The organism is Bifidobacterium callitrichos DSM 23973, from assembly GCF_000741175.1.
Classification (GTDB): Bacteria; Actinomycetota; Actinomycetes; order Actinomycetales; family Bifidobacteriaceae; genus Bifidobacterium; species Bifidobacterium callitrichos.
Genome location: NZ_JGYS01000004.1, coordinates 1 through 25,252, shown reverse-complemented (window position 1 = coordinate 25,252; position 25,252 = coordinate 1). Strand labels below are relative to the sequence as shown.

Sequence of the window (25,252 nt, the reverse complement as noted above, 5' to 3'; positions counted from 1 at the left end):
GTATGGCTGATTTTCTCGATATGCTGACCTCGCATGTCTCCAGGTCCGTTGCCGAAGGCGTCGCCGATGGCGGTGACGAGTCGGGCGCCGAACGTTCGGATGCGCGGACATTGCTCACGCGGGTCGCGTTCGAGTCGCTTGCCGACGGATTGTCCGACGATCGCGTGGCATCGATGCTGCGCGTTCTGGGATGGGACGGCGATGTCCCCTGTTTCGCGATCGCGGGACGGCCGGCTGTGAACGCTGCGGCGACCATGCAGGCGGTCGAGAGGGCGGTCACCGATCTGGGCGGCGAATCGCCCGTGTGCGGCGTGCGGGATGGCGTCGTGGCCGCGGTGATCCGCATCGAGGCGGCGGTCAGGCCGGAGGTCGTGTGCACGGCGGTATCGCCGGCATTCGGAGGCGATGCCGTCGCCAACGGCATCGATGGCAACGGCAGTGGCACCGGTAATGGCACCGTCGCCGATCGCGATGATGCTGACGAAGCCGGGACGCAGGCCGGGGCGAGGGACGAGACGGCGAACGGATCGAATGGTCCGCTCTGTCTGGGACCGGTGCGTCATGGCGTTGCGGGCGCAGCCGCGACGCTGGGCGCGGCGTTGACCACGCTGCAGGCGGCACCGGCATTGACGCCCGGTTCGCCGGGTGATAGCTCAGGTGTCGCCGGCGTATCCGGAGCCCGCACGGCTCGCCCCGTGCGGGGCGTCACGCTGCTGCGGGCGGAGGACGCGCTGCCGGAGCGTGCGCTGCTCGGCGATCCGGACGCGCGACGCGAACTGGTCAATGTGGTGTACGGGTCGCTCGCCGGCACGAATCCCGATGATCCGACGATGCTCACCGTCTCGACGTTCCTCGCCTCCGGCGGATCGCTCGAAACCACCGCACGCACGCTCAACGTGCATCCGAACACGGTGCGCTATCGCCTCAAGCGTGCAGCCGACTCCACCGGCTGGGACGCCACCGACCCGCGCGAGGCCTACGTCCTCACCACCGCCATCGCCTTGGGCCGCATGCACGCGGAACACTGAAATACGTGGAAATATGAGAGCGCCGGACGCTGAGAAGTACTCAACGTCCGGCGCTCTATATGTTCCGATCAGTCCGCCATGTCACGGACCGACGGCTGCATCACCGATCGAAATGATCGAAATCAGGCGATGGAAGCCGGGTCGACCGGGATGCCGGGAGCCATCGTGGAGGTGATGGTGGCCTTGGTGACGTAGCGGCCCTTGACGGTGGACGGCTTGAGACGCTTGACCTCTTCGGCCACGGCGCGGAAGTTCTCGTCCAGAGCCTTCTCCTCGAAGGAGGCCTTGCCGATCAGGAAGGAGAGGTTGCCGTGCTTGTCGACACGGAACTCGATCTTACCGCCCTTGATGTCCTTGACGGCCTTGGCCACGTCCATGGTGACGGTGCCGGTCTTCGGGTTCGGCATGAGGCCACGCGGACCGAGCACACGACCGAGGCGGCCGACCTTGCCCATCATGTCCGGGGTGGCGACGACGGAGTCGAAGTCGAGGAAGCCATCCTGCACCTTGGCGATCAGGTCGTCATCACCGACGATGTCGGCGCCGGCTTCCTGAGCGGCGGTGGCCTGCGGGCCACGGGCGAACACCAGGACGCGGACGGTCTTACCGGTGCCGTTCGGCAGGCTGACGGTGCCGCGGACCAGCTGGTCGGCCTTGCGCGGATCGACGTTCAGGCGCAGCACGGCCTCGACGGTCTCGTCGAAGTTGCGGGTCGGCATGCTCTTGAGCAGCGCGATGGCCTGGTCGGGGGTGTACAGGTTGTTGCGATCGACCTTCTCGGCCGCCTCGCGGTACTTCTTGGAATGCTTAGCCATCTGTCCTTCTCCTTATCAGTCGGTCACCGTGATGCCCATGGAACGGGCGGTACCTTCGATGATCTTCATGCCAGCTTCGATATCACGAGCGGACAGGTCGGGCATCTTCACCTCAGCGATTTCGCGGACCTGAGCCTTGGTGACGGAGCCGACCTTGTGGGTCAGCGGGTTCTCGGTGCCCTTCTCGATACCGGCGGCCTTGAGCAGCAGAGCCGCTGCCGGCGGGGTCTTGAGGACGAAGGTGAAGGAACGATCTTCGTACACGGTGATCTCAACCGGGATCACCTGGCCCATCTTGTCCTGCGTCTGGGCGTTGTACGCCTTGCAGAAGTCCATGATGTTGACGCCGTGCGAACCAAGGGCAGGACCCAGCGGCGGGGCCGGGTTGGCCTTGCCAGCCTGAATCTGCAGCTTGATCAGCGCGGAGACTTTCTTCTTGGGAGCCATGTTATGGTTCTTCTTTCTATAACGCGGTGCTATCGGTCGCCGCACATGAGCCGGCCAATGCCTCGGCCGAAGCCGGACGTCGTACGGATCTGCGCGGTCTCCTCCCGCAACTTATATTGCTGTGCTGTGCTAGCGGGTCTCCCCTCCAGACACGAACTTTCTAATTCTGCCACCGAAGCACGACGGCCGACACGCCGATAACAAAAAATCCCCGCAAGTTAAGTGCGGGGATTTCTAAGAGGCGTTAGACGCGTCTGGAATTCGTCGACGAGTGCGGAGAACGCCGTCCGAAACCGAAGGCGTACGAAGGTACGTCGAGGTTGAGGAAAAGCGTTATACGCTCCGTCGAGGGATTTCAGGCGGATTTCAGTCGAGCTTCTCGACCTGATCGAAGCCCAGCTCCACCGGCGTATCGCGGCCGAAGATGGACACGAGCACGGTGAGCTTCTGCGTGGTGGGCTCGACGTCGGAGACGACGGCGGCCATCGTGGCGAAGGGGCCGTCGGTGACGGTGACCTGATCGCCGACCGCGTAGGAGACCTCGACGGTGCGCTTCTTGGCGGCGGCAGGCTTGTCGCCGGCCTTCTTGAGCGCCTCGGAGGCGATCATCGGAGCCATCATCTCGACGACTTCCTTGCGGGTGAGCGGAGCCGGATCCTTGGTCGGACCGACGAAGCCGGTGACGCCTTCGGTCTCGCGCACGATGCGGCGGGCGTTCTCATCGGGCCACATGCGGATGAGCACGTAACCAGGAACGCGGACGCGGGTGATGACCTTCTTGCCCTTCTCGGTGTGCTTCTCGACTTCCTCCATCGGCACTTCGATCTGGAAGATCTTGTCTTCGAGACCGAAGGACTGGATGCGGGATTCGACGTTGGTCTTCACACGCTTCTCGTAGCCGGAGTAGGTGTGCAGCACATACCACTTGCCTTCGAGGGTGCGCAGCGAGGCGGCGAACTCGTCGATGGCGGCCTGACCGGCATCGGTGGTCTCGGCCTGCTCGGACTCGTTGGTCTCGCTCTCCTCGTCATCATCGAGATTGACCGGAGACTCGGCAGCAGAGGATTCGACGGAGGCGACGGGAGTGTCCTGAACGGACGGAGCCTCGGTTTCGACGGAGGAATCACCCTTGGCGGAGTCCGCAACCGAAGCGGTCTCCTCGGCAGCAGGGGCGGCCGGAACGTCAGCCGGCTCATTCTCCGGCAGGTCGGGCATCGCGTCGATGCTATCGAAATTCACTTCATCGCTCATGCGTTTTTCACCTTCGGGTGTACTAGGGGTCGTTACTGGAGGATCAGCCGAACACCCACAGCGTGGCCTTGACCAGGCCGAAGTCCATGCCGGTGACCAGAGCCATCAGCAGCAGCACGAAGATGAACACGGCAAGGGACCAGAAGAACAGTTCCTTGGCAGTAGGGGTCACAACCTTGCGAAGCTCGTCGATGATCTGCTTGATGAACAGACCGATGCGCATGAAGACATTCGGCTTAATGGCCTTTTCATTGCTAGCCTTCGCCATATCCATCCTTCGCTTGGGGTATTCGTCAGAAACTTGGCAGGGAAGGCGGGACTCGAACCCACAACCTACGGTTTTGGAGACCGTTGCGCTACCAATTGCGCCACTTCCCTAGGTGAACTTCACCTCGGTTCCACGTTCCATGAAGAACGCTTCGCCACGGCGAAAACCGCCAAGTCGGTATATTAGCGAATGACTTCCGATTACACAAATCGCGTGTCGCACGGCGTGGCGCGACACGCGATATGTGCCGAAATCGGCGTTATACCAACGTTTTGCGGTGATTATATGCGATCACGCCTCGACGTAGGCCTTCATGCGACGCATGCCTTCGGCGAGCTGGTCGTCGGCCAGCGCGTAGGAGAATCGCAGATAGCCGGGCGCGCCGAACGCCTCGCCGGGGACGGCGGCGACGTGCGCCTCGTCGAGCAGGGCGGCGGCGAACTCGGACGACGTGGCCGACACGGTGCCGTTGGGGCCGAGCGGCCTGCCCAGCAGCTCATGGATGTCGGCGAACGCGTAGAACGCGCCGGTCGGGGTCGGGCAGTGTACGCCCTCGATGTCGTTCAGCGCGGCGACGATCGCCCTGCGGCGCACGTCGAACGCCTCACGCATGTGGTACACCTCGTCGAGCGGACCGGAAACGGCCGCGATGGCGGCGCGCTGCGAGACGTTGGCGACGTTCGAGGTCATGTGACCCTGCAGCTTGGCGGCGGCCTTGGCGACCGGCTCGGGGGCGATCAGCCAGCCGACGCGCCAGCCCGGCATCGCGTACGTCTTGGCGACGCCGTTGAGGATGATGAGCTGGTCGCGCACCTCGGGCACGGCGGCGCCGATGTACGTGGTGTGCGCGTCATCGTAGTTGAGGTGCTCGTAGATCTCGTCGGTGATGACCCACACGTGGTGCTCGATCGCCCACTTCGCGATGCCCTCGATCGTCTCGGCGTTCCACACGGCGCCGGTCGGGTTGTTCGGGGAGGTGACGATGATCGCCTTCGTGCGGTCGGTGCGGGCCGCCTCGATCGCGTCGAGATCCGGCTCGAAGCCACGCTCGGCGCCGGCGAAGACCTCGACCGGCCTGCCGCCGGCAAGCTTGACGGCCTCCGGGTAGCTGGTCCAGTACGGGGTGGGGATGATGACCTCGTCGCCCTCGTTGAGCAGGATCTGGAACGTCGAGTAGACGGCCTGCTTGCCGCCATTGGTCACGACGACCTGATCGGGGGTGACCTCGAAGCCGGAGTCACGCAGCGTCTTGTCGGCGATGGCGCGGCGCAGCTCGGGAAGACCCGGGGTCGGCGTGTACTTGTAGTTCTTCGGGTCGCGGCATGCGGCGGCGGCCGCGTCGACGACGTAGTCCGGGGTCGGGAAGTTGGGTTCTCCGGCGCCGAAGCCGATGACGTCGAGTCCGGCGGCCTTCATGGCCTTCGCCTTGGAGTCGACGGCGAGCGTGGCGCTCGGGGTCACATGGTTGATACGGTCGGAAAGAGTCTGCCATTGAGCCATAGTCATGGCTTCAAGGATAATCCGGGCGCGCGAGAAGCGCTAGACGAGGACGAGGTTGTCGCGGTGGACCAGAGGGTGGGTGAATTCGGGGCCGAGGATGCGCTTCAACTGCGCGGTGTTGCGGCCCAGCATGCGTTCGATCTCCTCCGAATCGTAGCCGGCGAGTCCGCGCGCCAGATGCGTGCCGTCATCGCCGTCGACCCACACCGGGTCTCCCGCGGAGAACGCGCCGCGCACCTCAAGCGCGCCCGCGGCGAGCAGGGACGCGCGGCCGCCGCGCACGGCCCTGGCCGCGCCGGAGTCGACGATGATCGTGCCACGGGGCTCGGCCGCGAAGCCGATCCACAGGCGGCGCGTGGACCCACGGTGCTTGACCGGTGCGAACGCGGTGCCCACGGGGTCGCCCATCAGCGCCGGACCGGCGTTGCCCGCGCAGGTGAGCACGGTGGGGATGCCGGAGACGGCCGCTACGCGCGCCGCCTCCAGTTTGGTGACCATGCCGCCGGTGCCGACCTTCGAGCCGGTGCCGCCGACCTTGACCTCGCCGAGCGCGTCCACGACGTTCGGCACGTAGCCGATGCGGTGTGCCCCCGGCTCGGAGGGCGGCGCCGTGTACAGGCCGTCCACGTCGGTGAGCAGGACAAGCGCATCGGCCCGTACGAGATTGGCGACGAGCGCGGAGAGACGATCGTTGTCGCCGAACCGGATCTCGTTGGAGGCCAGCGAGTCGTTCTCGTTGACGATCGGCACGACGCCCAGATCGAGCAGACGTCCGAGCGTGCGCTGCACGTTGCGGTACTGCGTGGCGCGGATCGTATCCTCCGCGGTGATGAGAATCTGCCCCGCATGCACGCCGAAACGGCCGAACGCGGCCTCGTACTGCGCCATCAGCAGGCCCTGGCCGACGGCCGCGGCCGCCTGCTGCGTGGCCACGTCGGTCGGACGCGTCTCGAAGCCGAGCGGGCCGAAGCCGGCCGCGATGGCACCCGAGGAGACGAGCACGACGCGCGCGCCCTGCCGGTGCGTCTCGGCCAGCGCGGCGACCAGTGCGTTCAGGCGCGTGGCGTCAAGGTGTCCGTTCGGATTGGTGAGCGAACTGGAGCCGACCTTGACGACGACGGTCTCCGCCTCGGCGATGCGCCGACGGATCTCAGCCTGCGATGGTGTGGACATATTCCCTCCTTGTGGTCGGGATTCTACTCCTGCCGTTCGCCGGAGTCGCCGGTGTTCCCGCCGTTCCCGTCGTCGGTGCTCTCGCCGCGGCCGAAGAGGCTGTTCTCGTCGTGGCGATCGTCGTCGATGGACGGGTCGGCCCAGTGGCCGGCCTGACGTTCGGCCATCATCGCCTCGCGGACGGCGGCCTTCGCGTCCATCATCGCGTGGTATTCGCGACGACGTTCGGCGTTGGTGCGGCGACGTGCGCCCGGCTCGTCGGCCTCGAGGCGCAGATCCGTGCCGCGGGCGCCGATCGGCGTGCCGTCGAGCAGCTCGCCGCCGGCCGCGATCGTCGGATCCCAGTCGAACTCGACCGCGCGATCGCCACGGCCGATGCGGATTTCGTCGCCCGGCTTGGCGCCCTTGCGGCGCAGCTCGTCCTCGACGCCCAGCTTGGCCAGACGGTCGGCCAGATAGCCGACGGCCTCGTCGTTGTCGAAGTTGGTCTGCTGCACCCAGCGTTCCGGCTTACGGCCGGTGACCTCGAACCAGAAGTCGCCGTTGCCGTTCTCCCTGCGTTCGATCGTGAAGTCGAGCGCGGTGCCGTTCTCGTCGGCGGCGCGACGACGACGTCCCTTCTGCTCGAGCGGCTTGATGACGACGCGGGCCTCCTCCTCGGCGGCCTCGCGTCTGGCGACCTCCTCGCGCATCTTCCCGACCAGATCGGCCAAGGCGAAGTTGAGCTCCTTCAGGCCCTCGTGCGAGGCGGTGGAGATGATGAACACGCGCATGCCGCGCTTCTCGAACTCCGGCTTGATGAACTCGGCGAGTTCCTTGGCCTCCGGCACATCGACCTTGTTGAGGATGATGATGCGCGGACGCTCCGGAATCGGGATCGCGCCGAGCGGCAGCTCCAGCGAACCCGCGTACTCGGCGAGCTCGTGCTCGAGCGCCTCGTAGTCGCTGATCGGGTCGCGGCCCGGTTCGAGCGTCGCGCAATCGATGACGTGCGCGATGATCTCGGTGCGCTCGATATGGCGCAGGAACTCCAGCCCCAGTCCCTTGCCCTGGCTGGCGCCGGGGATCAGACCGGGCACGTCGGCGATGGTGTAGCGGCGATCGCCGGCGACGACCACGCCGAGGTTCGGCACGAGCGTGGTGAATGGGTAGTCGGCGATCTTCGGCTTGGCGGCGCTCATCGCAGCGATCAGGCTCGACTTGCCGGCGGACGGGAAGCCCACCAGCGCGACGTCGGCGATCGACTTGAGCTCGAGAACCACGTCACGCTCCTCGCCCAGCTCGCCGAGCAGGGCGAAACCGGGGGCGCGACGGGTGCGGTTGGCCAGCGCGATATTGCCGAGGCCGCCGGCGCCGCCCGCGGCGGCTACGTAGCGATCGCCCTCGTGACGCAGATCGGCGAGCTCCTCGCCGGGGTGCTTCGACTGGCCCTGCGCGCCCTTGGCGGCGAAGACGATGGTGCCGCACGGCACGGGCAGGATCAGGTCCTCGCCCTTGGAGCCGTCCTTGTTGTCGCCCAGGCCCATCGTGCCGCTGGCGGCCGTGCGATGCGGCATGAAGCGGTAGTCGAGCAGGCTGGTGGCGTTGCGGTCGGCCACGAAGATGACGGAGCCGCCGTCACCGCCGTTGCCGCCGTTCGGGCCGGCGAGCGGCTTGTACTTCTCGCGGCGGATGCCGGCGGAACCGTTGCCGCCGTCGCCGCCCTTGACGTGGACGGTTACTCGATCCACAAAATCACTCATGTTGGTACCTTAATCTTTGTAACAAAAAAGCCGCGTCCTAGGGGCGCGGCTTTTCGCTATCGCTGTGTTCAGGCGATGACGTCGACGACCTTGCGGTCATGACGGGTGCCGAACTTCACGGAGCCATCGGCGAGAGCGAACAGGGTGTGATCCTTGCCCATGCCGACGTTGTGGCCCGGGTGGAAGTTGGTGCCACGCTGGCGGACGATGATGTTGCCGGCGACGACAGCCTCGCCACCGAACTTCTTCACGCCGAGGTATTGAGGCTGCGAATCGCGACCGTTGCGCGAGCTGGACGCGCCCTTCTTATGTGCCATGATCGGTTCCTTTCAGTCAGTGTAAGCTTTGACGGAAAAATCAGGCGATCGCCGTGACCTTGACGGCGGTCAGCTTCTGACGGTGGCCCTTGCGACGGGCGACACCGGTCTTGTTCTTGTACTTCTGGATGTTGATCTTCGGGCCCTTGGCCTCGTCGTTCACGACCTCGGCCTTGACGGAGACCTTGGCCAGATCAGCGGCGGCCAGAGTGACGTTGGCGCCATCGACCACGAGCGCGACCGGGAACTCCACGGTATCGCCCTGCTTGGCGTCGAGACGGTTGACGAGGATGACGTCGCCGACCTCGACCTTTTCCTGATGGCCACCGGCCTTCACAATCGCGTACATAATCGTTCCTTTTATATTGGGGAAAGCTTATTGCCTGACGCTCTCGGATACGCCGAGCTCGCGGTCAGACACCGACAAACTAACTTACACTGACACGCGGACTAACGCAACCGCGTTTCATCCGCGTGTCATTCACGCCGGTTTGCCGTTCGGCGTGCTAGAGACCGGCCGTCGCCTTGAGTCGACGCTCAGTCGTCGATGTCCGCGTTGTTCGCGGCGACCGCGGCGGCGGCGATCTGCGCGAGCTTGGCCTTGACGTCCGGACGGGACCCTGCCGGCTCCGGCGCGGGCGTCGTGCCACGGCCGTGCTTGTTCGTGCGCACGAACGGATCACCTCCACGCAACGCGTAGGGGTCATCGTACTCGGCACTGACGATCGGCTTGTCGTGCAGGATGAAGCCGCGGCCCTTGCAGGTCGGGCACTCCTCGGAGAACGCCTCGACCAGACCCTGGCCGATGCGCTTGCGCGTCATCTGCACGAGGCCGAGCGAGGTGACCTCCGCCACCTGATGCTTGGTGCGGTCGCGAGCCAGGCATTCGACGAGACGACGCAGCACGAGGTCGCGGTTGGCGGGCATCACCATGTCGACGTAATCGATCATGATCATGCCGCCGATGTCACGCAGACGCAGCTGACGCGCGATCTCCTCGCTCGCCTCGAGGTTGCATCGCGTGACCGTCTCCTCGAGCGACTTGCCACGGCCGATGAATCGGCCGGTGTTCACGTCGATCGTGGTCATGGCCTCGGTGCGGTCGATGACGATCGAGCCGCCGGAGGGCAGGTAGACCTGACGCTCCATGCCCTTCCTCAACTGGGAGTCGATCTGCCACTTGTCGAACACGTCCTTGCCGTTGTGTTCGGCCGGATCCCACTTGACGAGCTTGTCCTTCAGGTCCGGGGCCATCGTCTCGAGGTACTCCTCGATACGGTCGTAGACCTTGCCCCCCTCGACGATCAGCTGGCTGAAATCGTCGTTGAAGATGTCGCGCACCACGCGGATCGCGACGTCCGGCTCGCCCTGCAGGAGCTTGGGACGCTTGCCGTGCCAGAACTCCTCGCGCTTGGCGTTGATGCGGTTCCACTGGCGCACGAGGCTCTCGAGATCCTTGACGATCGCGTCCTCGCTCGCGCCCTCGGCCGCGGTGCGGATGATCACGCCCATGTCCTTCGGCGCGATCTTCGCGACGATGTTCTTCAGACGCGCACGCTCACGCTCCGGCAGCTTGCGGCTCACGCCGGTCATGCCGCCGGACGGCACGAGCACGAGGAATCGGCCGGCGAGCGTGACCTGCGAGGTCAGACGGGCGCCCTTGTGACCGATCGGATCCTTGGTGACCTGCACGAGAACCGGATCGCCGGACTTGAACGCGAGTTCGATGCGGCGCGGCTGACCTTCGAGACGGGTCGCGTCCCAGTTGACCTCGCCGGCGTACAGCACGCCGTTGCGGGCCTGTCCGATGTCGACGAACGCGGCCTCCATGCTCGGCAGCACGTTCTGCACGCGACCGAGATACACGTTGCCGACGGTCTGCACCTCCTGGATGTCGGACACGTAGTGCTCGACGAGGATGTTGTCCTCGACCACGGAGATCTGGGTGTGCTTCTCCTTCTCGCGTACGACCATCAGGCGTTCGACGTTCTCGCGACGCGCGAGGAAGTCCTGTTCCATGATCTGCGACTGGCGGGAGCGCTCGCGGCGATTGTCGCGACGACGCTGCTTCTTGGCCTCGAGTCGGGTCGAGCCCTCCACGTCGGTGATCTCGTCGATGTACTGCTGCTTGCGGGATCGGCGGGAGATGATCTGCTCGTCGTCGTCCTGCGACTTGCCGCGGCGGCGACGGCGACGCGTACGGGTGACGGTCTCCTCCTCGACAGGCTCCTCATCGCGATCGTCACGGTCGCGGTCACGATCGTCGCGATCCTCACGGTCCTCGCGGGATGCGCGACGATCCTCGATCGACTCGGACTTGCCGCGGCGACGACGGCGACGCGTACGGGTGCGTGGCTCCTCGTCGGCCGGCTCCTCGTCGTCGATCGGACGGTAGGAGATGTCGTCGAGCTCCAGGTCCTCCTCGATCTGTTCGACCTCGGCGGCGGCGCGACGCTCCTGCGCGTTGAGACGACGACTGCGGGTGCGCCGGCGCCCGGAGGCGTTCTCGTTCTCGTTCTCGTTGGCCTGATCGTCGGCGTTCTGCTGGTCGGCGGCGCGGCCGGCGGGGTCGGCATCGGAGCGGTCGGCACGGTTGGCGCGACCCGTACGGGCGTCATCCTGCTTGTCGTCCTGCTGGGATGCGTTCTGACGGGCGGCGCGGGAACGCGTGCGGCGACGGGTCTCACGGCGCGAGGCGCGCGTCTCATCGGCATCGTCGGAGCCGTTGTCGGACGAATCGTCATCGGCGTGGATGTCGATGATATCGATGTCATCGTCGTCATCACGGCCGTGCGCGGGGATGACCGGCTCCTGGAACAGCAGCGAGGTCATCGGGCGGGAACGGCGTCCGCCGCGATCGCGCGAGATCTCGTAGTCGTCGTACTCGTCACGATCGTCGTCACGGTCATAACGGTCATGGAACGGCAGTCCGTCGAGCAGCTCCTCGGCGCGCTCGAGATCGTCGTCGTCGCGGCGACGGGACCGACGGGCCGGACGATCGTCGTCATCGTCGAAATCGCCGGCATGGCGGACGCGACGACGGCGGGTGGGGCGCTCGTCCTCATCGGAGGCGTCGACGATGGCGGGGGCACGGCGGACGCGAGACTTGCGGCGCGGCGACGGCGCATCATCGTCGGAGGTGTTGTCGGCGGAGGCGTCGGACTGAGGCTCGGGCAGACGCGGCTCCTCGAACATCGCGGCGGAATGGTCCTCGACCTTCAGTTCGAGCGACACGCCGGCGGCGCCCGCACCGCGCACGACGCGACGGCCACGACGGCGGCGGGTCGTGGTCGGGGCGCCGTCCGAGCCTGCGGGGGTGTTCACGGCATTGGAATCGGCAGTGGCGTCATCGGAGCCGGTATTGGTATTGGATACGGTTGCATTCTGGGCGTCGACGTCGTCGACCCCATTGTTGTTCACAGCGGGCACGATGCTCCTCGTCCCGGCGTGCTGCATCACGTCGGACCTTATATATAAGGCCTCCACGGCTCTCACACCATGCTCTCACCATGGCCGCGCATCGCTTGCGCCCGCAGAAGCAATTCCTTCAAAGTCTGTGCGGCTCGGACGGCGGACACCGGCGCTCGCGCGGATCATAGGGCCACCCTGGATCCAGCTGCGAGGGGATCGACGCCATCTGGCACGTCGGCGGTTTGCAGAACCACCGCATACAAGTATGCCACAACTTTTTCCCCGGGGTCACCACGGACAACGTACTCAAGGTCCGAGGGTCGCCCGTTCCCGTGCCGATCGGCGTACGGGGAACGAGGCCAACGCGCGCCTTATCCCATTCCTCGTACGCCGGGGGCTCGCCAGCGTACGGGGAATGGGGCCATCGCACGAGTCTCACCCGTATTCGTACGCTTGCGTCGCGGCAGCGTACGAATACGGGTGAGATCGGCCCCGAAGTCACGGGGAGCGTACGCTACGGCGCCGTCAGCGTACGTTCCCCGTGGCACCGAGTCAGTTACCCACGATGTGCGTACGGCGTGTCATCCGCACCATCGGACCGTGGGCCGTTCAGCCGGCAATCAGCCGGGGACTCATGGTCAACGGGACAACGACAGCCACTCCCCCAGGATGTCGGTGAGGAGCGTGAGATCGGATTCGGGCATCTGCTCGTCGTGCTTGTGGGCGAGCAGCGGGTCGCCGGCGCCGAGGTTGACCGCCGGAATGCCGAGCTGGGAGAACCGGGCGACGTCGGTCCAGCCGAGCTTGGCGAGCGGGTCGCGGCCGGTGCGCTCCTTGACGAGCCTCGCCAGGGAGACGGCCAGCGGCGCGTCCATGCCGGGTCGCGCGGACGGCGACTCGTCCTTCATCTCGATGCCGTAGCCCTCGAAGACGCCACCGGTGGCGGTGTGCTCGCCGTTGCCGAGCTCGGCGCCCGCGTCGGCACCCATCATCAGGGCCTTGGCCTCGGCGAGCGACTTGTCGGGGGCGAACCGGTAGTTGACGTGAACGCGGCATTCGTCGGGGATGACGTTCGTGCCCTTGCCGCCGGAGATCAGCGTGGCGTTGAGACCTTCGCGGTAGGTCAGGCCGTCCACCTCGACGTCGGCCGGCTCGTAGGCGTTGAGGCGGTTCAGGATGTCCGCGGCCTTGTGAATCGCGTTGACGCCCATCCATGCGCGGGCCGAGTGCGCGGCGACGCCGTGCGTGATCACGTCGAAGCGGATCGTGCCGTTGCAGCCGCCTTCGATGCCGCAGCTGGTCGGCTCGCCGATGATTGCGAAATCGCCGGTGATCCAGTCGGGGTGGGTCTCGACGACCTTCCTCAAACCGTTCTTCTCGGCGGCGACCTCCTCGTGGTCGTAGAAGACGAACGTGAGATCGGCGTTCGGCGTGGTTTCGGGCGCGGCGCCGTCAAGGGTGGCGGCGAGGTAGAGCATCACCGCATCGGACGCCTTCATGTCGGTGGCGCCGCGACCCCACAGGACGCGTTCGCCAGGATGGGCCTCGGCGATATCCTCGCGGATCAGCGGGTCGCCGGGTTCCAGCCAACGCGGCGGGAAGTTGTCGATGACCGGGACGACGTCGATGTGTCCGGCGAGGATCACACGCCGATCGAGGCCGAAGTCGGTGGAGGCGACGACGGTGTCGCCGTGACGGCGGACGGTCAGGTGGGATTGCTGGCGCAGGAAGCGTTCGATCTCGTCGGCAAGCGGGGTCTCGTAGTCGCTCACCGAGTAGGCGGTCATGATCTGGGCGAGGATCGTCGCGATGGCCTCGGTGCGGGGCGCGTTCGGGTCGAGGGTGATGGGGGTGGCGGTGTCGCGCGCGAGCGCGGCCTTCGGATCGGCGGGCTGGCCATTGGACTGATCGGCTGTGGTGTTCGTATCGTTCGTCATAGCCGCGATTCTAGTGGGGACGCATCGGCGCCGAGGCCGGGTGCCCCATTCGTCGGGCCGATGCCCGGGCGGGAATCGCACGGACGACGTCCGCACGGGCATAAACGGGAACGTCCGGCTCACGGAAGGCGTCCACGGATGCGTTCGAGGACCGGTCAGTGAGATACGGCGGACGAATGCATGGCGATGTGCGAGTATGGGAAGCCGATAAGGGAGGAACATGCCAGGTCTACTTAGCGCGATGCAGGGCTTCTGCGTCATCGGCATCGTCATCTTCGTGGGGTACGTGGCGGCGCGTATGCGCATCGGCGGCCCGAGCGCGCAGATGGTGCTCAATCGGTTCTCGTTCTTCGTGTCGAGTCCGTGTCTGATGTTCGCGATCCTCTCCAAGGAGCCGATCTTCGACATCTTCCACCCGTCGATCATCGTCGCGTTCCTGTCGGCGATGCTCATCGGCGTGGTGTTCCTCGTGCTCAATCGCATGTTCTTCCATATGAACGCGGCCGATGCGACGATCGGCGCGCTCAACTCGCTGTACCTCAACTCGAACAACATCGGCCTGCCGATCGCCACGTACATCCTCGGCAACGGCGCGCTGGTCGCCCCGATCCTGGTGATGCAGCAGGCGCTGTTCACGCCGATCGGTCTGACCGCGCTGGACGTGTTCACCAAGGGCAAGGTGTCGGTCAAGGAGATCGCGAAGCAGCCGCTGCATCAGCCGCTGCTCATCGGCTCGCTGCTGGGCATCGTGCTGTCGGCCGTCAACGCGAAGACCGGATGGTTCATCCCGAATTATCTGTACGACCCGATCAACATGATCGGCGAGTCGGCCGTGCCGATGATCCTCATGGCGTTCGGCATGTCGCTGCACGGCACGAAGCCGCTGCAGCAGAAGGGCGATCGCCCGGCGATCTTCACCGTGGCTATCCTCAAGAACATCGTGATGCCGGTCATCGCGTTCCTCCTCGCCTACTTCATGATGGGCTTCCGCGGTCCGGAGCTGTACGCGTGCGTGGTGCTCGCGGCGCTCCCGACCGGCCAGAACGTGTACAACTACGCGGCCCGCTACAACGTGGGATTGACGTTCGCGCGCGACGGCATCCTGATGAGCACGCTGACGAGCCCGGTGTTCATCGCGGTGATCGCGTTCCTGCTGAGCTGATGGCATCGGACGCGCAGTGTTATCGCCGAGTTGCGTGACGGATCACTTTTGAAACTTTTTATTTTTTTGATATTTTTGATTTCGGATGTGATAGACCTATCGTCAGACAGAGATGACACATGAGAAACGTTGCAAATCCATTCAAGCCGACCGACGGAGGCGAACCTCCGCTGCTGATCGGACGACGCAAGGTCATTCGTGACTTCGAGAAGGGTCTCGACAACGGTGTGGGCGCACCGGGACGCATCATGCTCATCACCGGAGCGCGAGGCACGGGCAAAACCGTCATACTCACGGTCCTCGGAGACAAGGCGCGCGCACGGAAGTGGGACGTCATCGAGGAGACCGCCTCAGAGGGTCTATGCGAACGTCTGGTCAACGAACTACGGGATCGGGATGGACTGCTTGACCGCCTTACCATCAAACCGTCGTTGAGTTTCGCCGGCGCAAGCGTCAGCCTCGGCGAGGCCGAGCTCTCGCCGAAGCGCATGCCTGAGACCTTGCGTAAGGCGATGGCCGAACGCATCACCCTGCTGGAGAAGCACCACGCCGGCCTGCTCATCTCCATCGATGAAACGCAGGCGGCCGACCGATCCGACATGATTGCCATTGCAACCGCCATCCAGCATCAGATAAGGGAGCGCCGCAACATCGCCATCGCGTTCGCCGGACTGCCGCAGATGGTCTCGGACCTGTTCAATGACGAGGTGATCACGTTCCTTCGTCGAGCGAAGATGAACGTACTGACCAGCATCCCCGTCGATGAGGTACGGGATGCATTCCGCACGACCTTCCATGATTCCGGCATGCACATCGATGAGCAGCAGTTGCAGACGGCCGCCGCCGCCACATGCGGATACCCGTACATGATTCAGCTGGTCGGATACCACATCTGGGACGCGGCGGACATGCGCAACTCCGACGAAATCTCCGACGATGACGTCTCGCAGGGCATCACCGAGGCGAGAATCGACCTCGACAACGCCGTATGCATTCCGGAACTGCACGGACTGTCGAGGAACGACCGCGCATACCTCAAGGCCATGGCACAGTCCGACGGTCCTTCGTCGACAACGGCAGTGGCCAAGCGCATGGGCAAGACACCCAATTACGCGGCCACCTACCGCAAGCGGCTGCTCGACGCCTACGTAATCCGCGAAACCGAACGAGGCGAGGTCGATTTCGCAGTACCCTTCCTGCGGGAGTATCTGCGCAGGCATGGCGATGAGTGAAAAATATCCACATCGATAAAAGACCGATTGGAATCTACGCACAGACGCACGGATTAACGCAGGATGAAGCCGTGAACGCACTTATCGACAAGGCCCTGGCGTAGTTGAGGCGTAGCTGACGCATGCAGCGGCGCTCCGTCAATAATCAGTCGGCTGCCGTCATCATGTATCAGCAGAAAAGTGCCGGATAGGTATCGAAATTTTCGTTCCTTGGCGGTATGATGGGAGCATCGGCTTGGGGGCTCGCTGATCGGCGAGACCGGGTCGAGGCGTCGGGGCGAGGCAGCCTGTGGACGCGAACGCGAATAGGCACGAGCAAGGAGGCTTCATGCTCAAAGGTATTCCGAAGATCATCCCGCCGGAACTGTTGAAGGTGCTGTGCGAGATGGGCCACGGCGATCAGCTGGTCATCGCGGACGGCAACTTCCCGGCCGAATCGATCGGCAAGAACGCGATCGTGGTGCGCATGGACGGCCACGGCGGCGACGAGATCCTCAAGGCGATCCTGACGGTCTTCCCGCTGGACACCTACGTGGACAAGCCGGCCACGCTGATGGAGAAGGTGCCGGGAGATACCGTCGCCACCCCGATCTGGGATGTATACGCGGACCTCATCAAGGAGCATGACGAGCGCGGCGCCGACGCGATCGGCTCCCTCGAGCGCTTCGCGTTCTACGAGCAGGCGAGGAAGGCGTACTGCGTGATCGCCAGCGGCGAATCGGCGCAATACGCGAACCTGATCCTGCAGAAGGGCGTCGTGTTCAACGCCGAATAGGCGGGTGGACGAATACGGGCAAGGCCCCTGTTCCGTTCGATTGTTTGGATCGGAGGGAACGGGGCCTTGATGATTTCAGCATCTTTGACTACCCCTCAGACCCGCTTCGCGGGCCAGCTCCCCTGACAAGGGGAGCCGAAAGAAAAGACAGGAGTCAGCTGTCGAGGATCTGCTGGATGGCGGCGTACTGGGCGTCGGTGAGCTGGACGGCAGGCTCGCGGATCAGGGTGGAAATCGGCAGCCCCTTGGCCTTGACGGCGCCCTTGATCGCGGAGACGAACAGGTCGGACTGGTCGTAGAGCGCCATCAGGTGGCTGATGCGCTGGGCGGAGCGGATCGCGGTGTTGTAGTCGCCCGCCTCGTACGCGGTGTGCAGGTTGGCGAAGGTCTCCGGCTCGACGTTGGTCATGCCGCAGATCACGCCGTCGCCGCCGGAGACGCGGTTGACGAGATAGTACTCGTCGAATCCGGAGAACACGGCGAAGCGCGGATTGACGGCCTTGACCGCGCGGATCACCTTGCGCGTGTGGCTGATCGTGTCGACCGTGTCCTTGATGCCGACGATGTTCGGATACTCGGCGGCGAGAGACGCCACGAGCTCCGGCGTCAGGTCGGAGCCGGTGCGCGGCGGGAAGTTGTAGAGGATCACCGGAATGTCGACGGCGCCCGCGACCGCGCCGAAGTACGCCTTCGCGCCTCCCGCGGTGGGACCGAAGTAGTACGGCGAGACGACGACGAGCGCGTCGACGCCACTGGCCTCGGCGGCACGGGAGAAGTCGAGCACCTTGTCGATGTTCGTGTCGCCCACGCCGGCGAACACCTTGATGCGCCCGCCCACATGACGCACGACGAAGTCGACGACCTCCTTCTTCACGTCGAGCGGGAAGGCGTAGAACTCGCCGATGCTGCCGAAGATCAGCACGCCGTTGACGCCTGCCTCGATGAGGTGGTCGAGATGTCTGCCCCAGTTCTCGTAATCGATGGAGCCATCGTCCTTGGTGATGGTGATGGAGGGGCAGATGATGCCCGAGAATACGGCGTTGTCCGTCATGTGATTCCTTTCAATATGCGTCAATATGCGTCCATATGCGTCCATATGCGCCGAGGGGCGGCGGAACATCGGTTCCAACCGCCCCTCGGCACCGAATGGTTATGCAATGGTTACATGGTTATATATAGGCTACGCCTCGATGCCGTAGGCGCGGCGGGCGTTGTTCGCGAAGAAGTCCTCGTCCTCGCCGAACGTGTCCAGCATGAGCTGGAAATGCGCGGCGAAGGTCGAGTTCAGTTCCACGACCGGCCAGTTGGAGCTGTACAGCACCTTCTTCGGGCCGAACGTGTCACGCACGTACTTCACGATGTCCGGGTCGACCGGGTTGTCGCCGGAGACCTTGATATAGGAGTTCGGCAGCCCCGCGAGCGCGGTGAGCGCGGCCTTCGTGTCGTCGTCGAGTCCCGGCGCGTTGCCGAGGTGATCGACGATCACCGTGACCTGCGGCACCTGGCTGAACGCCTTGGCCATGTCGGGCAGTTCGGCGCCGCGATTGCACAGTTCGAACGGCAGCCCCTTGTCGGCCATCGCCTCGAGTCCCTCGATGAACGAGGTTTCGAGGCAGCGGCCGCGCGGTTCGGAGTCGACGTGGAGCGGTTCGCGGATGCCGTCGGCGTTGATCGGGATGCGCATCCAGGGACTCACGTCGCTGCGAAGCATGCGCTTGAGGATCTTCGGGGACGGGTTCTCGAACAGGAGGCGATCCTCGAGCTCATGGTCGGCCGCGTCGACCTCCACGTACACGCCGCCGAGGAAGTCGACGCCGAACTTTGCGTATTCGGCTTCGAGGTCCTCGACCGTGTACTTGTGCTGGAGGGCGGGCAGTCCCGCGAGCCACGGCAGATCCTGCGTGTCCGGATCCCAGATGTGGAAGTGGGAGTCGATGACCTTCAATGCCATGATGGGTTACCTTTCGATCAGACGATCAGTCGATCAGTCAATCAGGCTGCTTCCTTGAGGCCGATCTTGCAGCCCCAGAAGGCGTACCAGACCAGGAACAGGAACAGCGGGACGGTGCACCAGAGCATGACGTTCATGCCGCCGGCGTCGGTGATCGCGCCGTAGATGAGCGGGATGATCGCGCCGCCGACGATGGACATCGTGATCAGGCTGGCGCCGGTCTTGGCCGCGGCGCCCTTGAGCTGGGACAGGGCGAGGGCGAAGATCGTGCCGTAGGCGATGGACATGAAGAAGTACAGGGCGATGAACGTGATGACCGAGACCTTGCCCAGACCCATGGCCGTGAGGATCACGAGGATCGTGGCGCCGATCATGTAGACGCCGAGGATCTTGCCCGGGTGGAACTTGGTCATGAACGGGGTGGTGACGAATCGGCCGATCGCGAACATCAGGGTGAGGATGGCGAGGAACGTGGCGGCCGTACCGGCGCTCATGCCCTCCCACTGCTGCTGCGCGAAGGTGGAGAACGTGGAGAAGCCGATGGTCTGCAGACCCACGTACACGAATTCGGCGATGACGCCGAGGACGACCCACGGCTTCCTGAGCAGGGCACCGATCGAGCTGTCCTGGGCCGAGCCGCCGGAGGCGGCCTCCTCCTCGTCGCCCGGAGGCGAGGGGAGCTTGGCGAAGACGAACACGGCGAGCACGACCGCGAGGATGATGCCGATGACGATGTAGAACATGCGGGTCTGGCCCATGAAGGCGATCTTGGCCTCGTCAAAACCGGGATCGCCCCTCTTGACGGATGCGGTGTTGCCGAGGATCATGCCGAGGATCAGCGGGCTGACGACCGAGCCGACCGCGTTGAAGCTCTGGGCGAGGTTCAGGCGGAACGATTCGCCCTTCTCATCGCCGAGCTTGGTGATGTACGGGTTGCAGTTCGCCTCGAGGGAGGCCGCGCCGAGGGCGATGACGAACATCGCGAACAGGAACAGGCCGTAGCTGAGCGAAGTGGTGGCGGGGATGGTCAGGAACGCGCCGATCACGAAGAAGATCAGGCCGCAGATCATGCCGCCCTTGTAGCCGAAGCGCTTGGCGACCATCGTCGCCGGGATCGCCATCACGAAGTAGGCGCCGAAGTAGGCGACCTGCAGCAGCGAGGATTCGGTGCTGTTGAGATTGAGGTAGACGGCAAACGGATCACGGATGGCGCTGACGAGGTTCATCGCCAGACCCCAGATGAAGAACAGCAGCGTGACCAGCGCGAACGCGATGATCCAGGTCTTGCCGCCCGAGGTCTTCGACGCCGATGTCGAGGAGGATGGGGATGACATGGTTCTTTCCCTTTCTTTTCTTAACTTATTGACTTCTAAATGCCACACGGTAAGAGGCACAGCCCCGGGTGGGGCCGTGCCATTATAACGGGCTTGAAACGGTCTTCATCGAACCGTTTCGCCGGTGTCGTCAGCTCAGGGCGCGGTCGAGGTGGACGTAGCCGCCGTCGACGAAGACCCACTGGCCGGTGGTGTGGCTTGAACGGTCGGAGAGCAGGAACGCGGCCTCGTTGCCGATCTCCTCGGGGGTGGTCATGCGGTGCTCCAGCGGGATCTTGTCGGTGATGAGGGACAGACGCGCCTGCTGGGCGGCCTCATCGCCGAAGGTCTTGATCCAGTTGGCGTACAGCGGGGTCCAGCATTCGGAGACGACGATGGCGTTGACGCGCACGCGGTCATTGACGAGGGCCGCGGCCCATTCGCGCGTGAGTCCCAGAATCGCGCCCTTGGCGGCCGCGTAGGCGCTGGTCTTGCCCTGGCCGGTCAGGGCGGTCTTCGAGGTGATGTTCACGATCGCGCCGTGGCTTTCCTTCAGGTAGGCCACCGCGGCGTGGACGAGCTCGTAGTAGTGGGTGAGGTTGCCATGGATCGACTTCTCGAACTCCTGCCAGCTGGTGGTTTCAAGGTCCTTGTTGTCGTTCTTGCCGGCGTTGTTGACGATGCCGTCGATGTGGCCGTACTTCTTGTACGTCTCCTCGACGATCGGCGCGATCTTGTCGGTGTCGTTCAGGTCGAGCAGGTGCACGTCGTAGTTGGTCGTGTACTGTTCGATGTCCTTCTTGAACTCCTCGAGCGCGTCGTCCGAACGGTTGATGACCACCGGAATCGCACCCTCCTGGGCCAGCTGCAGGGTGATGCCCTTGCCGATGCCTTTGAAGCCGCCGGTGATGATGATGACCTTGCCTTCGAGATGCAGATCCATGGGAACTCCTTCGTCCATCCTTATGCTGCGGTTGCGTGCATGTGGACCATGCACGCCCGTCCGGGGCTGCGGCGCCCCGGACGGATTGTTGTCTGCGGTTGTGTTCAGTTATGTTCAGTTATGGGTATGTTCAATTATGTTCAGTTATGCCCCGCCCGAGGGCGGGAAGTGTGATGGTTACGGCGATTCAGCCTTGTACAGGTACTTCTCCGCCGTTTCGAGCGTCATCTCGGTGCCGTTGCCCGGGGCGAGAGGCGCGACGTAGTTGCCGTTCCTGATCTCGGTCGGGTGGACGAAATGCTCGTGCTGGTTGTCGACGTATTCGATCATGCGACCGTCCATCGTGCCGGAGACGGCGACGTAGTCGAACATCGCGAAGTGGCATACGGCCTCGCACAGGCCCACGCCGCCCGCGTGCGGGCAGACGGGCTTGTTGAACTTTTTCGCCATCAGGTATTCGAGGACGATCTCCTGCGGTCCGGCGACGCGCGTGGCGTCGATCTGCATGATGCCGAACGCGTTGGCCTGCAGGTACTGCTTGTAGAGGATGCGGCTCTGCATCTGCTCGCCGGTGGCCACCGGAATCGGGTTGATGGCGCGGGCGATCGTCGCGTGGCCGATCACGTCGTCCGGGCTGGTCGGCTCCTCGACCCATGCGAGGTCGAAGTCGTGGAACCTGTTGATCCATGCGATGGCGGTGGGCACGTCCCACACCTGGTTCGCGTCGACGGCGAGGCGCACGTCCGGGCCGATCGCCTCGCGGGCCTTGGCGAGGCGGCGAAGATCGTCGTCGATGTTGTGACCGACCTTGAGCTTGATCTGCTTGAAGCCCTTGACTTCGGTCTCCTCCTTGGCGAGCGCGACCATCTTCTCGTCGGAGTAGCCGAGCCAGCCTGCGGCGGTGGAGTAGCCGGGGTAGCCGACCTCCTTGAGGTGGGCGATGCGTTCGGCCTTGCCCTTCTGGCCCTCTTTGAGGATCTCGATGGCCTCCCGGGGCGTCAGGGCGTCGGTCAGGTAGCGGAAGTCGAGCGTGGCGACGAGCTCCTCGGGCTCCATTTCGGACAGGAGCAGCCACAGCGGCTTGCCGGCGCGCTTGGCCTTGATGTCCCACAGCGCGGAGAGCACGGCGCCGATGGCCATGTGCTCGACGCCCTTCTCGGGGCCGAGCCAGCGCAGCTGGGAGTCATGGACGAACAGGTCCCAGGCGATGCGCATGTTGTCGAGCAGCTCCTCGACGTTGCGGCCGATGAGCACCTGCGACATCGATTCGATGGCCTTGCACACCACGTCGTTGCCGCGTCCGATGGTGAACACGAAGCCGACGCCCTTGATGCCGTCGTCGGCGGAGGTGGAGATCTCGACATATGCGGACGAGTAGTCGGGATCGGGGTTCATCGCGTCCGATCCGGACAGCGTGGTCGACGTGGGGAATCGGAAATCGTAGGTCTTGACCTGGGTGATCGTACTCATGTGTTCGGGCTCCTTTGCCGTTGCTGACCGATGGTTTCAGGATAATCGCGAAACACGAAAAGTGCAATGCGACTCACGAAATTTTTGTCAGATAAAATGAAGAAACAGGGAAAAACACGAAAAACCGTGAACTGATACGCAATAATGGATACACCACCGAACAGCCGCCGCAATCGGACCGCCCATGTACGGTGAATGAAGCACGGGCATCCGGGCGAAGCCAGGAAGTGCGTGGCGATAACCGAGATAACAGAACAGAACCGAATGCAAAGGAGGGGATCATGGACGATGATGCCCGCGACGACTCCCCCAAACTCAAGGTCAGCGAACTGGCCCAGTTGATCGGCGTCTCCGCGTCGACCGTATCCAAGGTGATCAACGGCCGCCCGGGCGTCTCCGACGAGACACGGCGTCAGGTCGAGAAGGTGCTGCACGAGCACGGCTACTCGCGCCCGCTGGTGAGCACGAAGCTCTCCCCCACCATCGAACTGGTGGTGGAGTACATCGCGCACAACGGCACGATGGAACTCATCAAATACGCCTCATACTGGGCGCAGCAGGCAGGACTCGCCATCACGGTGACGCAGACCAACAACGGCGACGCCACCGAGGAATGCTTCCGCGGCATCATCGACCGCAACCCCCAAGGCGTGATCCTCCAGCAGATGGGCGGGCTCAACGACTTGGCGAAGTCACTGCTCAAGACGCGCAACATCCCGGTCGTCGTCATCGACCCGATCGACACGGTCGACACGGACGTGATGAGCGTGGCGATCGACAACTGGACCGCCGGATACCAGGCCGCCAGACATCTGCTCTCGCTCGGACACCGGCGCATCGGCGTGATCCGCGGCCCCAAGAGCCTGCAGACCGGGCTGGCGCGATACAGCGGCTTCGAGGCGGCGCTCGAACAGGCGCACGTGCCGCTGCCGGAGGCGTACGTGCGTCAGGGCGACTACTTCCCCGCCGAATCGAGCTATCAGGCGGCGTGCGAGTTGATCGAGATGGGCGACGGATCGGGCGCGTCGAACGACGATCTCCCCCGCCCCACCGCGATCTTCTGCTGCAACGACCTGTCCGCGGTGAGCGCCTACCGCGCCGCCCGCGAACACGGGCTGCACCTGCCGGACGATCTGTCGGTGATGGGCTTCGACGACATCTTCCCCTCGGAGTATCTGATGCCGTCGCTGACCAGCGTCCATCAGCCGTTCAGCGAGATCGCCCAGCGTGCGGTCCAGATGATCGTCGACACCCGCGAGGACCGCTCGACCGAAATGCACGTGATCCTGCCCACCCGCGTGGTGCCGCGCGAAAGCACGGTACCACCGCGGGAGGCCTAGGCCTAAAGGGCTCTACCTGCCTGATAGGCGGCGGCCAGGGACTTCAGTCGTGCCTCGAAACGCGGCCAGTCGGTCTTCATCGCGGTCAGGAGCTTCAGATCCGGGATGCGGGCCAGCGGCATCCACGCGATCTCCATGCTTTCGTCGTCGTTCGCGTGCGGCAGGACGGCGCGGCCCGGACGCTCGAACGCGAAGACCGTGGTGTAGGCCCACGGACCGTGGTCCTCACGGTAGGAGCCGACCACCTCGATGTCCTCGGGGGTGATGTTCGCCTCCTCGTAGCTTTCGCGCAGCGCGCCCTCGATCGGCGATTCGCCGTCGGCGGTGGCCCCGCCCGGAATGCCCCAGGTGCCGCCCTCGGCCGACCACTTCGCGCGATGCTGCATGACGACATGCGTCACCTCGCCGGTGCGCGGGTCGCGACGGGCCAAAAGGATGCCGGAGGCGCCGTTGGTGCCCCAGTGCTTGCGGCCGCACGCGCAGTCGACCCAGCCATCGCCCGGCTGATGCACGTTCTCCTTCGGCGGCAGCTCCTTGCCGTCGGCGCCCAACACGCCGGGCTCACTCTCGCCGCGCACCACGTTCCACAGGTCCGTCCATGCGACGCCGAGCTCGCCGACCAGTCGGCGCAGCAACGGCAGGCTGATGCCGATGACGCCGTGCGGATCGCCCTCGATCGACTCGATGAACGCGCCGCCGAAGCCCTCGAGCGTGAACGATCCGGCCACCTCGAGCGGCTCGCCGGTGGCGATGTAGCGTTCGATGTCGTGAGCGGAGAACTCGGCGAAATGCACGATCGCCCGGCTCGCACCGCGCGCGACACGCCCGGAGGCGAAGTCGATGACGCAGTGACCGGTCCACAGCTCGCCGGTCGCACCGCTCATGCGGCGCAGGCGCTCGCGCGCCACGTCGGCGCTATGCGGCTTGCCGTAGCATTCGCCGTCCATGAGGAACATCGAATCGCAGCCGATGATCAGCGGCCCGACCTCGGCGCGCGTCAGACCCGGCTGAAGCGCGACGACGTTGGAGATCGGCTCGGTGACGGTCGGGATGTCGACGCCGGAGAAGTCGCGCGTCGTGGCGATCGTGTCCTTCGAATAGTCGATCGACTCCGGTGCCGCGAGTTTGGCGGCGGACGCGCTGCCGGAGGCGGCGGACGCGCTGCCGGAGCGGCGGA

At 64.7% G+C, this 25,252-nt stretch carries 22 protein-coding genes and 1 tRNA gene; 5 read left to right on the top strand and 18 right to left on the bottom strand.

Translation table 11 applies throughout. The features are described from left to right. The first annotated feature begins 2 nt into the window (after positions 1 to 2). The gene (locus tag BCAL_RS03210) at positions 3 to 1,028 is read left to right on the top strand and encodes a helix-turn-helix domain-containing protein (RefSeq protein ID WP_043165764.1); all 1,026 of its coding nucleotides are present in this window, start codon (positions 3 to 5) and stop codon (positions 1,026 to 1,028) included. 122 nt (positions 1,029 to 1,150) lie between these two features. Here BCAL_RS03210 and rplA read toward each other — a convergent pair whose 3' ends face one another. The 12 genes from rplA to dapE all read right to left on the bottom strand — a co-directional run bounded on the left by rplA (position 1,151) and on the right by dapE (position 13,889). Then, a complete protein-coding gene (gene rplA, locus BCAL_RS03205; RefSeq protein WP_043165766.1) occupies positions 1,151 to 1,843 on the bottom strand; it encodes a 50S ribosomal protein L1 in 693 nt (230 codons plus the stop codon). A gap of 15 nt (positions 1,844 to 1,858) precedes the next feature. Beyond that, a complete protein-coding gene (gene rplK, locus BCAL_RS03200; RefSeq protein WP_043165768.1) occupies positions 1,859 to 2,290 on the bottom strand; it encodes a 50S ribosomal protein L11 in 432 nt (143 codons plus the stop codon). 366 nt (positions 2,291 to 2,656) lie between these two features. Then, complete coding sequence (gene nusG, locus BCAL_RS03195; RefSeq protein WP_043165770.1) at positions 2,657 to 3,541, bottom strand: transcription termination/antitermination protein NusG; 885 nt, start codon at positions 3,539 to 3,541, stop codon at positions 2,657 to 2,659. A gap of 43 nt (positions 3,542 to 3,584) precedes the next feature. Beyond that, positions 3,585 to 3,809 carry a preprotein translocase subunit SecE gene (gene secE / locus BCAL_RS03190; protein ID WP_043165772.1) on the bottom strand — a complete coding sequence of 75 codons (225 nt, stop codon included), beginning with the start codon at positions 3,807 to 3,809 and terminating at the stop codon, positions 3,585 to 3,587. Positions 3,810 to 3,843: 34 nt separating this feature from the next. Further along, positions 3,844 to 3,919: transfer RNA gene (locus BCAL_RS03185), tRNA-Trp, on the bottom strand. Positions 3,920 to 4,100: 181 nt separating this feature from the next. Then, positions 4,101 to 5,309 carry a pyridoxal phosphate-dependent aminotransferase gene (locus BCAL_RS03180; protein ID WP_043165773.1) on the bottom strand — a complete coding sequence of 403 codons (1,209 nt, stop codon included), beginning with the start codon at positions 5,307 to 5,309 and terminating at the stop codon, positions 4,101 to 4,103. A gap of 39 nt (positions 5,310 to 5,348) precedes the next feature. After that, positions 5,349 to 6,482: a glutamate 5-kinase gene (proB, locus tag BCAL_RS03175; RefSeq protein ID WP_043165775.1), complete on the bottom strand. Its 1,134-nt coding sequence runs from the start codon at positions 6,480 to 6,482 to the stop codon at positions 5,349 to 5,351. Positions 6,483 to 6,505: 23 nt separating this feature from the next. Next, entirely contained in the window at positions 6,506 to 8,224 is a 1,719-nt protein-coding gene (obgE, locus tag BCAL_RS03170; RefSeq protein ID WP_043165777.1) for a GTPase ObgE, read from the bottom strand. A gap of 68 nt (positions 8,225 to 8,292) precedes the next feature. After that, entirely contained in the window at positions 8,293 to 8,541 is a 249-nt protein-coding gene (gene rpmA, locus BCAL_RS03165) for a 50S ribosomal protein L27 (protein WP_043165779.1), read from the bottom strand. Positions 8,542 to 8,581: 40 nt separating this feature from the next. Beyond that, the gene (rplU, locus tag BCAL_RS03160; protein ID WP_043165782.1) at positions 8,582 to 8,890 is read right to left on the bottom strand and encodes a 50S ribosomal protein L21; all 309 of its coding nucleotides are present in this window, start codon (positions 8,888 to 8,890) and stop codon (positions 8,582 to 8,584) included. Between the two features lie 188 nt (positions 8,891 to 9,078). Next, positions 9,079 to 11,997, bottom strand: coding sequence for an Rne/Rng family ribonuclease (locus BCAL_RS03155; RefSeq protein ID WP_043165784.1), 2,919 nt, complete (start codon positions 11,995 to 11,997; stop codon positions 9,079 to 9,081). Positions 11,998 to 12,590: 593 nt separating this feature from the next. Next, positions 12,591 to 13,889 carry a succinyl-diaminopimelate desuccinylase gene (gene dapE / locus BCAL_RS03150; RefSeq protein ID WP_081887217.1) on the bottom strand — a complete coding sequence of 433 codons (1,299 nt, stop codon included), beginning with the start codon at positions 13,887 to 13,889 and terminating at the stop codon, positions 12,591 to 12,593. A gap of 220 nt (positions 13,890 to 14,109) precedes the next feature. Here dapE and BCAL_RS03145 point away from each other — a divergent pair, with 220 nt between their 5' ends. From BCAL_RS03145 to BCAL_RS03135, 3 genes are all read left to right on the top strand, one after another. Further along, positions 14,110 to 15,051 carry an AEC family transporter gene (locus BCAL_RS03145; protein WP_043165786.1) on the top strand — a complete coding sequence of 314 codons (942 nt, stop codon included), beginning with the start codon at positions 14,110 to 14,112 and terminating at the stop codon, positions 15,049 to 15,051. 119 nt (positions 15,052 to 15,170) lie between these two features. Beyond that, positions 15,171 to 16,283, top strand: a complete 1,113-nt coding sequence (locus tag BCAL_RS03140; RefSeq protein ID WP_043165788.1) for an ATP-binding protein — start codon at positions 15,171 to 15,173, stop codon at positions 16,281 to 16,283. Positions 16,284 to 16,611: 328 nt separating this feature from the next. Continuing rightward, entirely contained in the window at positions 16,612 to 17,058 is a 447-nt protein-coding gene (locus BCAL_RS03135) for an RbsD/FucU family protein (RefSeq protein WP_043165789.1), read from the top strand. 154 nt (positions 17,059 to 17,212) lie between these two features. Here the strand turns inward: BCAL_RS03135 and BCAL_RS03130 are convergent, their stop codons facing one another. The 5 genes from BCAL_RS03130 to BCAL_RS03110 form a co-directional block, all read right to left on the bottom strand. Beyond that, positions 17,213 to 18,109 (bottom strand): dihydrodipicolinate synthase family protein, encoded by an 897-nt coding sequence (locus tag BCAL_RS03130; RefSeq protein ID WP_043165791.1) that lies wholly within the window; start codon positions 18,107 to 18,109, stop codon positions 17,213 to 17,215. Positions 18,110 to 18,238: 129 nt separating this feature from the next. After that, a complete protein-coding gene (locus BCAL_RS03125; protein WP_043165793.1) occupies positions 18,239 to 19,009 on the bottom strand; it encodes an amidohydrolase family protein in 771 nt (256 codons plus the stop codon). A 41-nt stretch (positions 19,010 to 19,050) separates the two neighbouring features. After that, the gene (locus BCAL_RS03120; RefSeq protein ID WP_043165795.1) at positions 19,051 to 20,343 is read right to left on the bottom strand and encodes an MFS transporter; all 1,293 of its coding nucleotides are present in this window, start codon (positions 20,341 to 20,343) and stop codon (positions 19,051 to 19,053) included. Positions 20,344 to 20,473: 130 nt separating this feature from the next. Then, the gene (locus BCAL_RS03115; RefSeq protein WP_043165798.1) at positions 20,474 to 21,265 is read right to left on the bottom strand and encodes an SDR family oxidoreductase; all 792 of its coding nucleotides are present in this window, start codon (positions 21,263 to 21,265) and stop codon (positions 20,474 to 20,476) included. Between the two features lie 177 nt (positions 21,266 to 21,442). Continuing rightward, on the bottom strand, positions 21,443 to 22,735 hold the full coding sequence (locus BCAL_RS03110) for an enolase C-terminal domain-like protein (protein WP_043259998.1): 1,293 nt from the start codon (positions 22,733 to 22,735) through the stop codon (positions 21,443 to 21,445). A 281-nt stretch (positions 22,736 to 23,016) separates the two neighbouring features. Here BCAL_RS03110 and BCAL_RS03105 point away from each other — a divergent pair, with 281 nt between their 5' ends. After that, a complete protein-coding gene (locus BCAL_RS03105) occupies positions 23,017 to 24,075 on the top strand; it encodes a LacI family DNA-binding transcriptional regulator (protein WP_043165802.1) in 1,059 nt (352 codons plus the stop codon). A gap of 2 nt (positions 24,076 to 24,077) precedes the next feature. Here BCAL_RS03105 and BCAL_RS03100 read toward each other — a convergent pair. Next, on the bottom strand, positions 24,078 to 25,252 hold a 1,175-nt coding region (locus BCAL_RS03100; protein WP_052401186.1), incomplete at its 5' end, for a Maf family protein.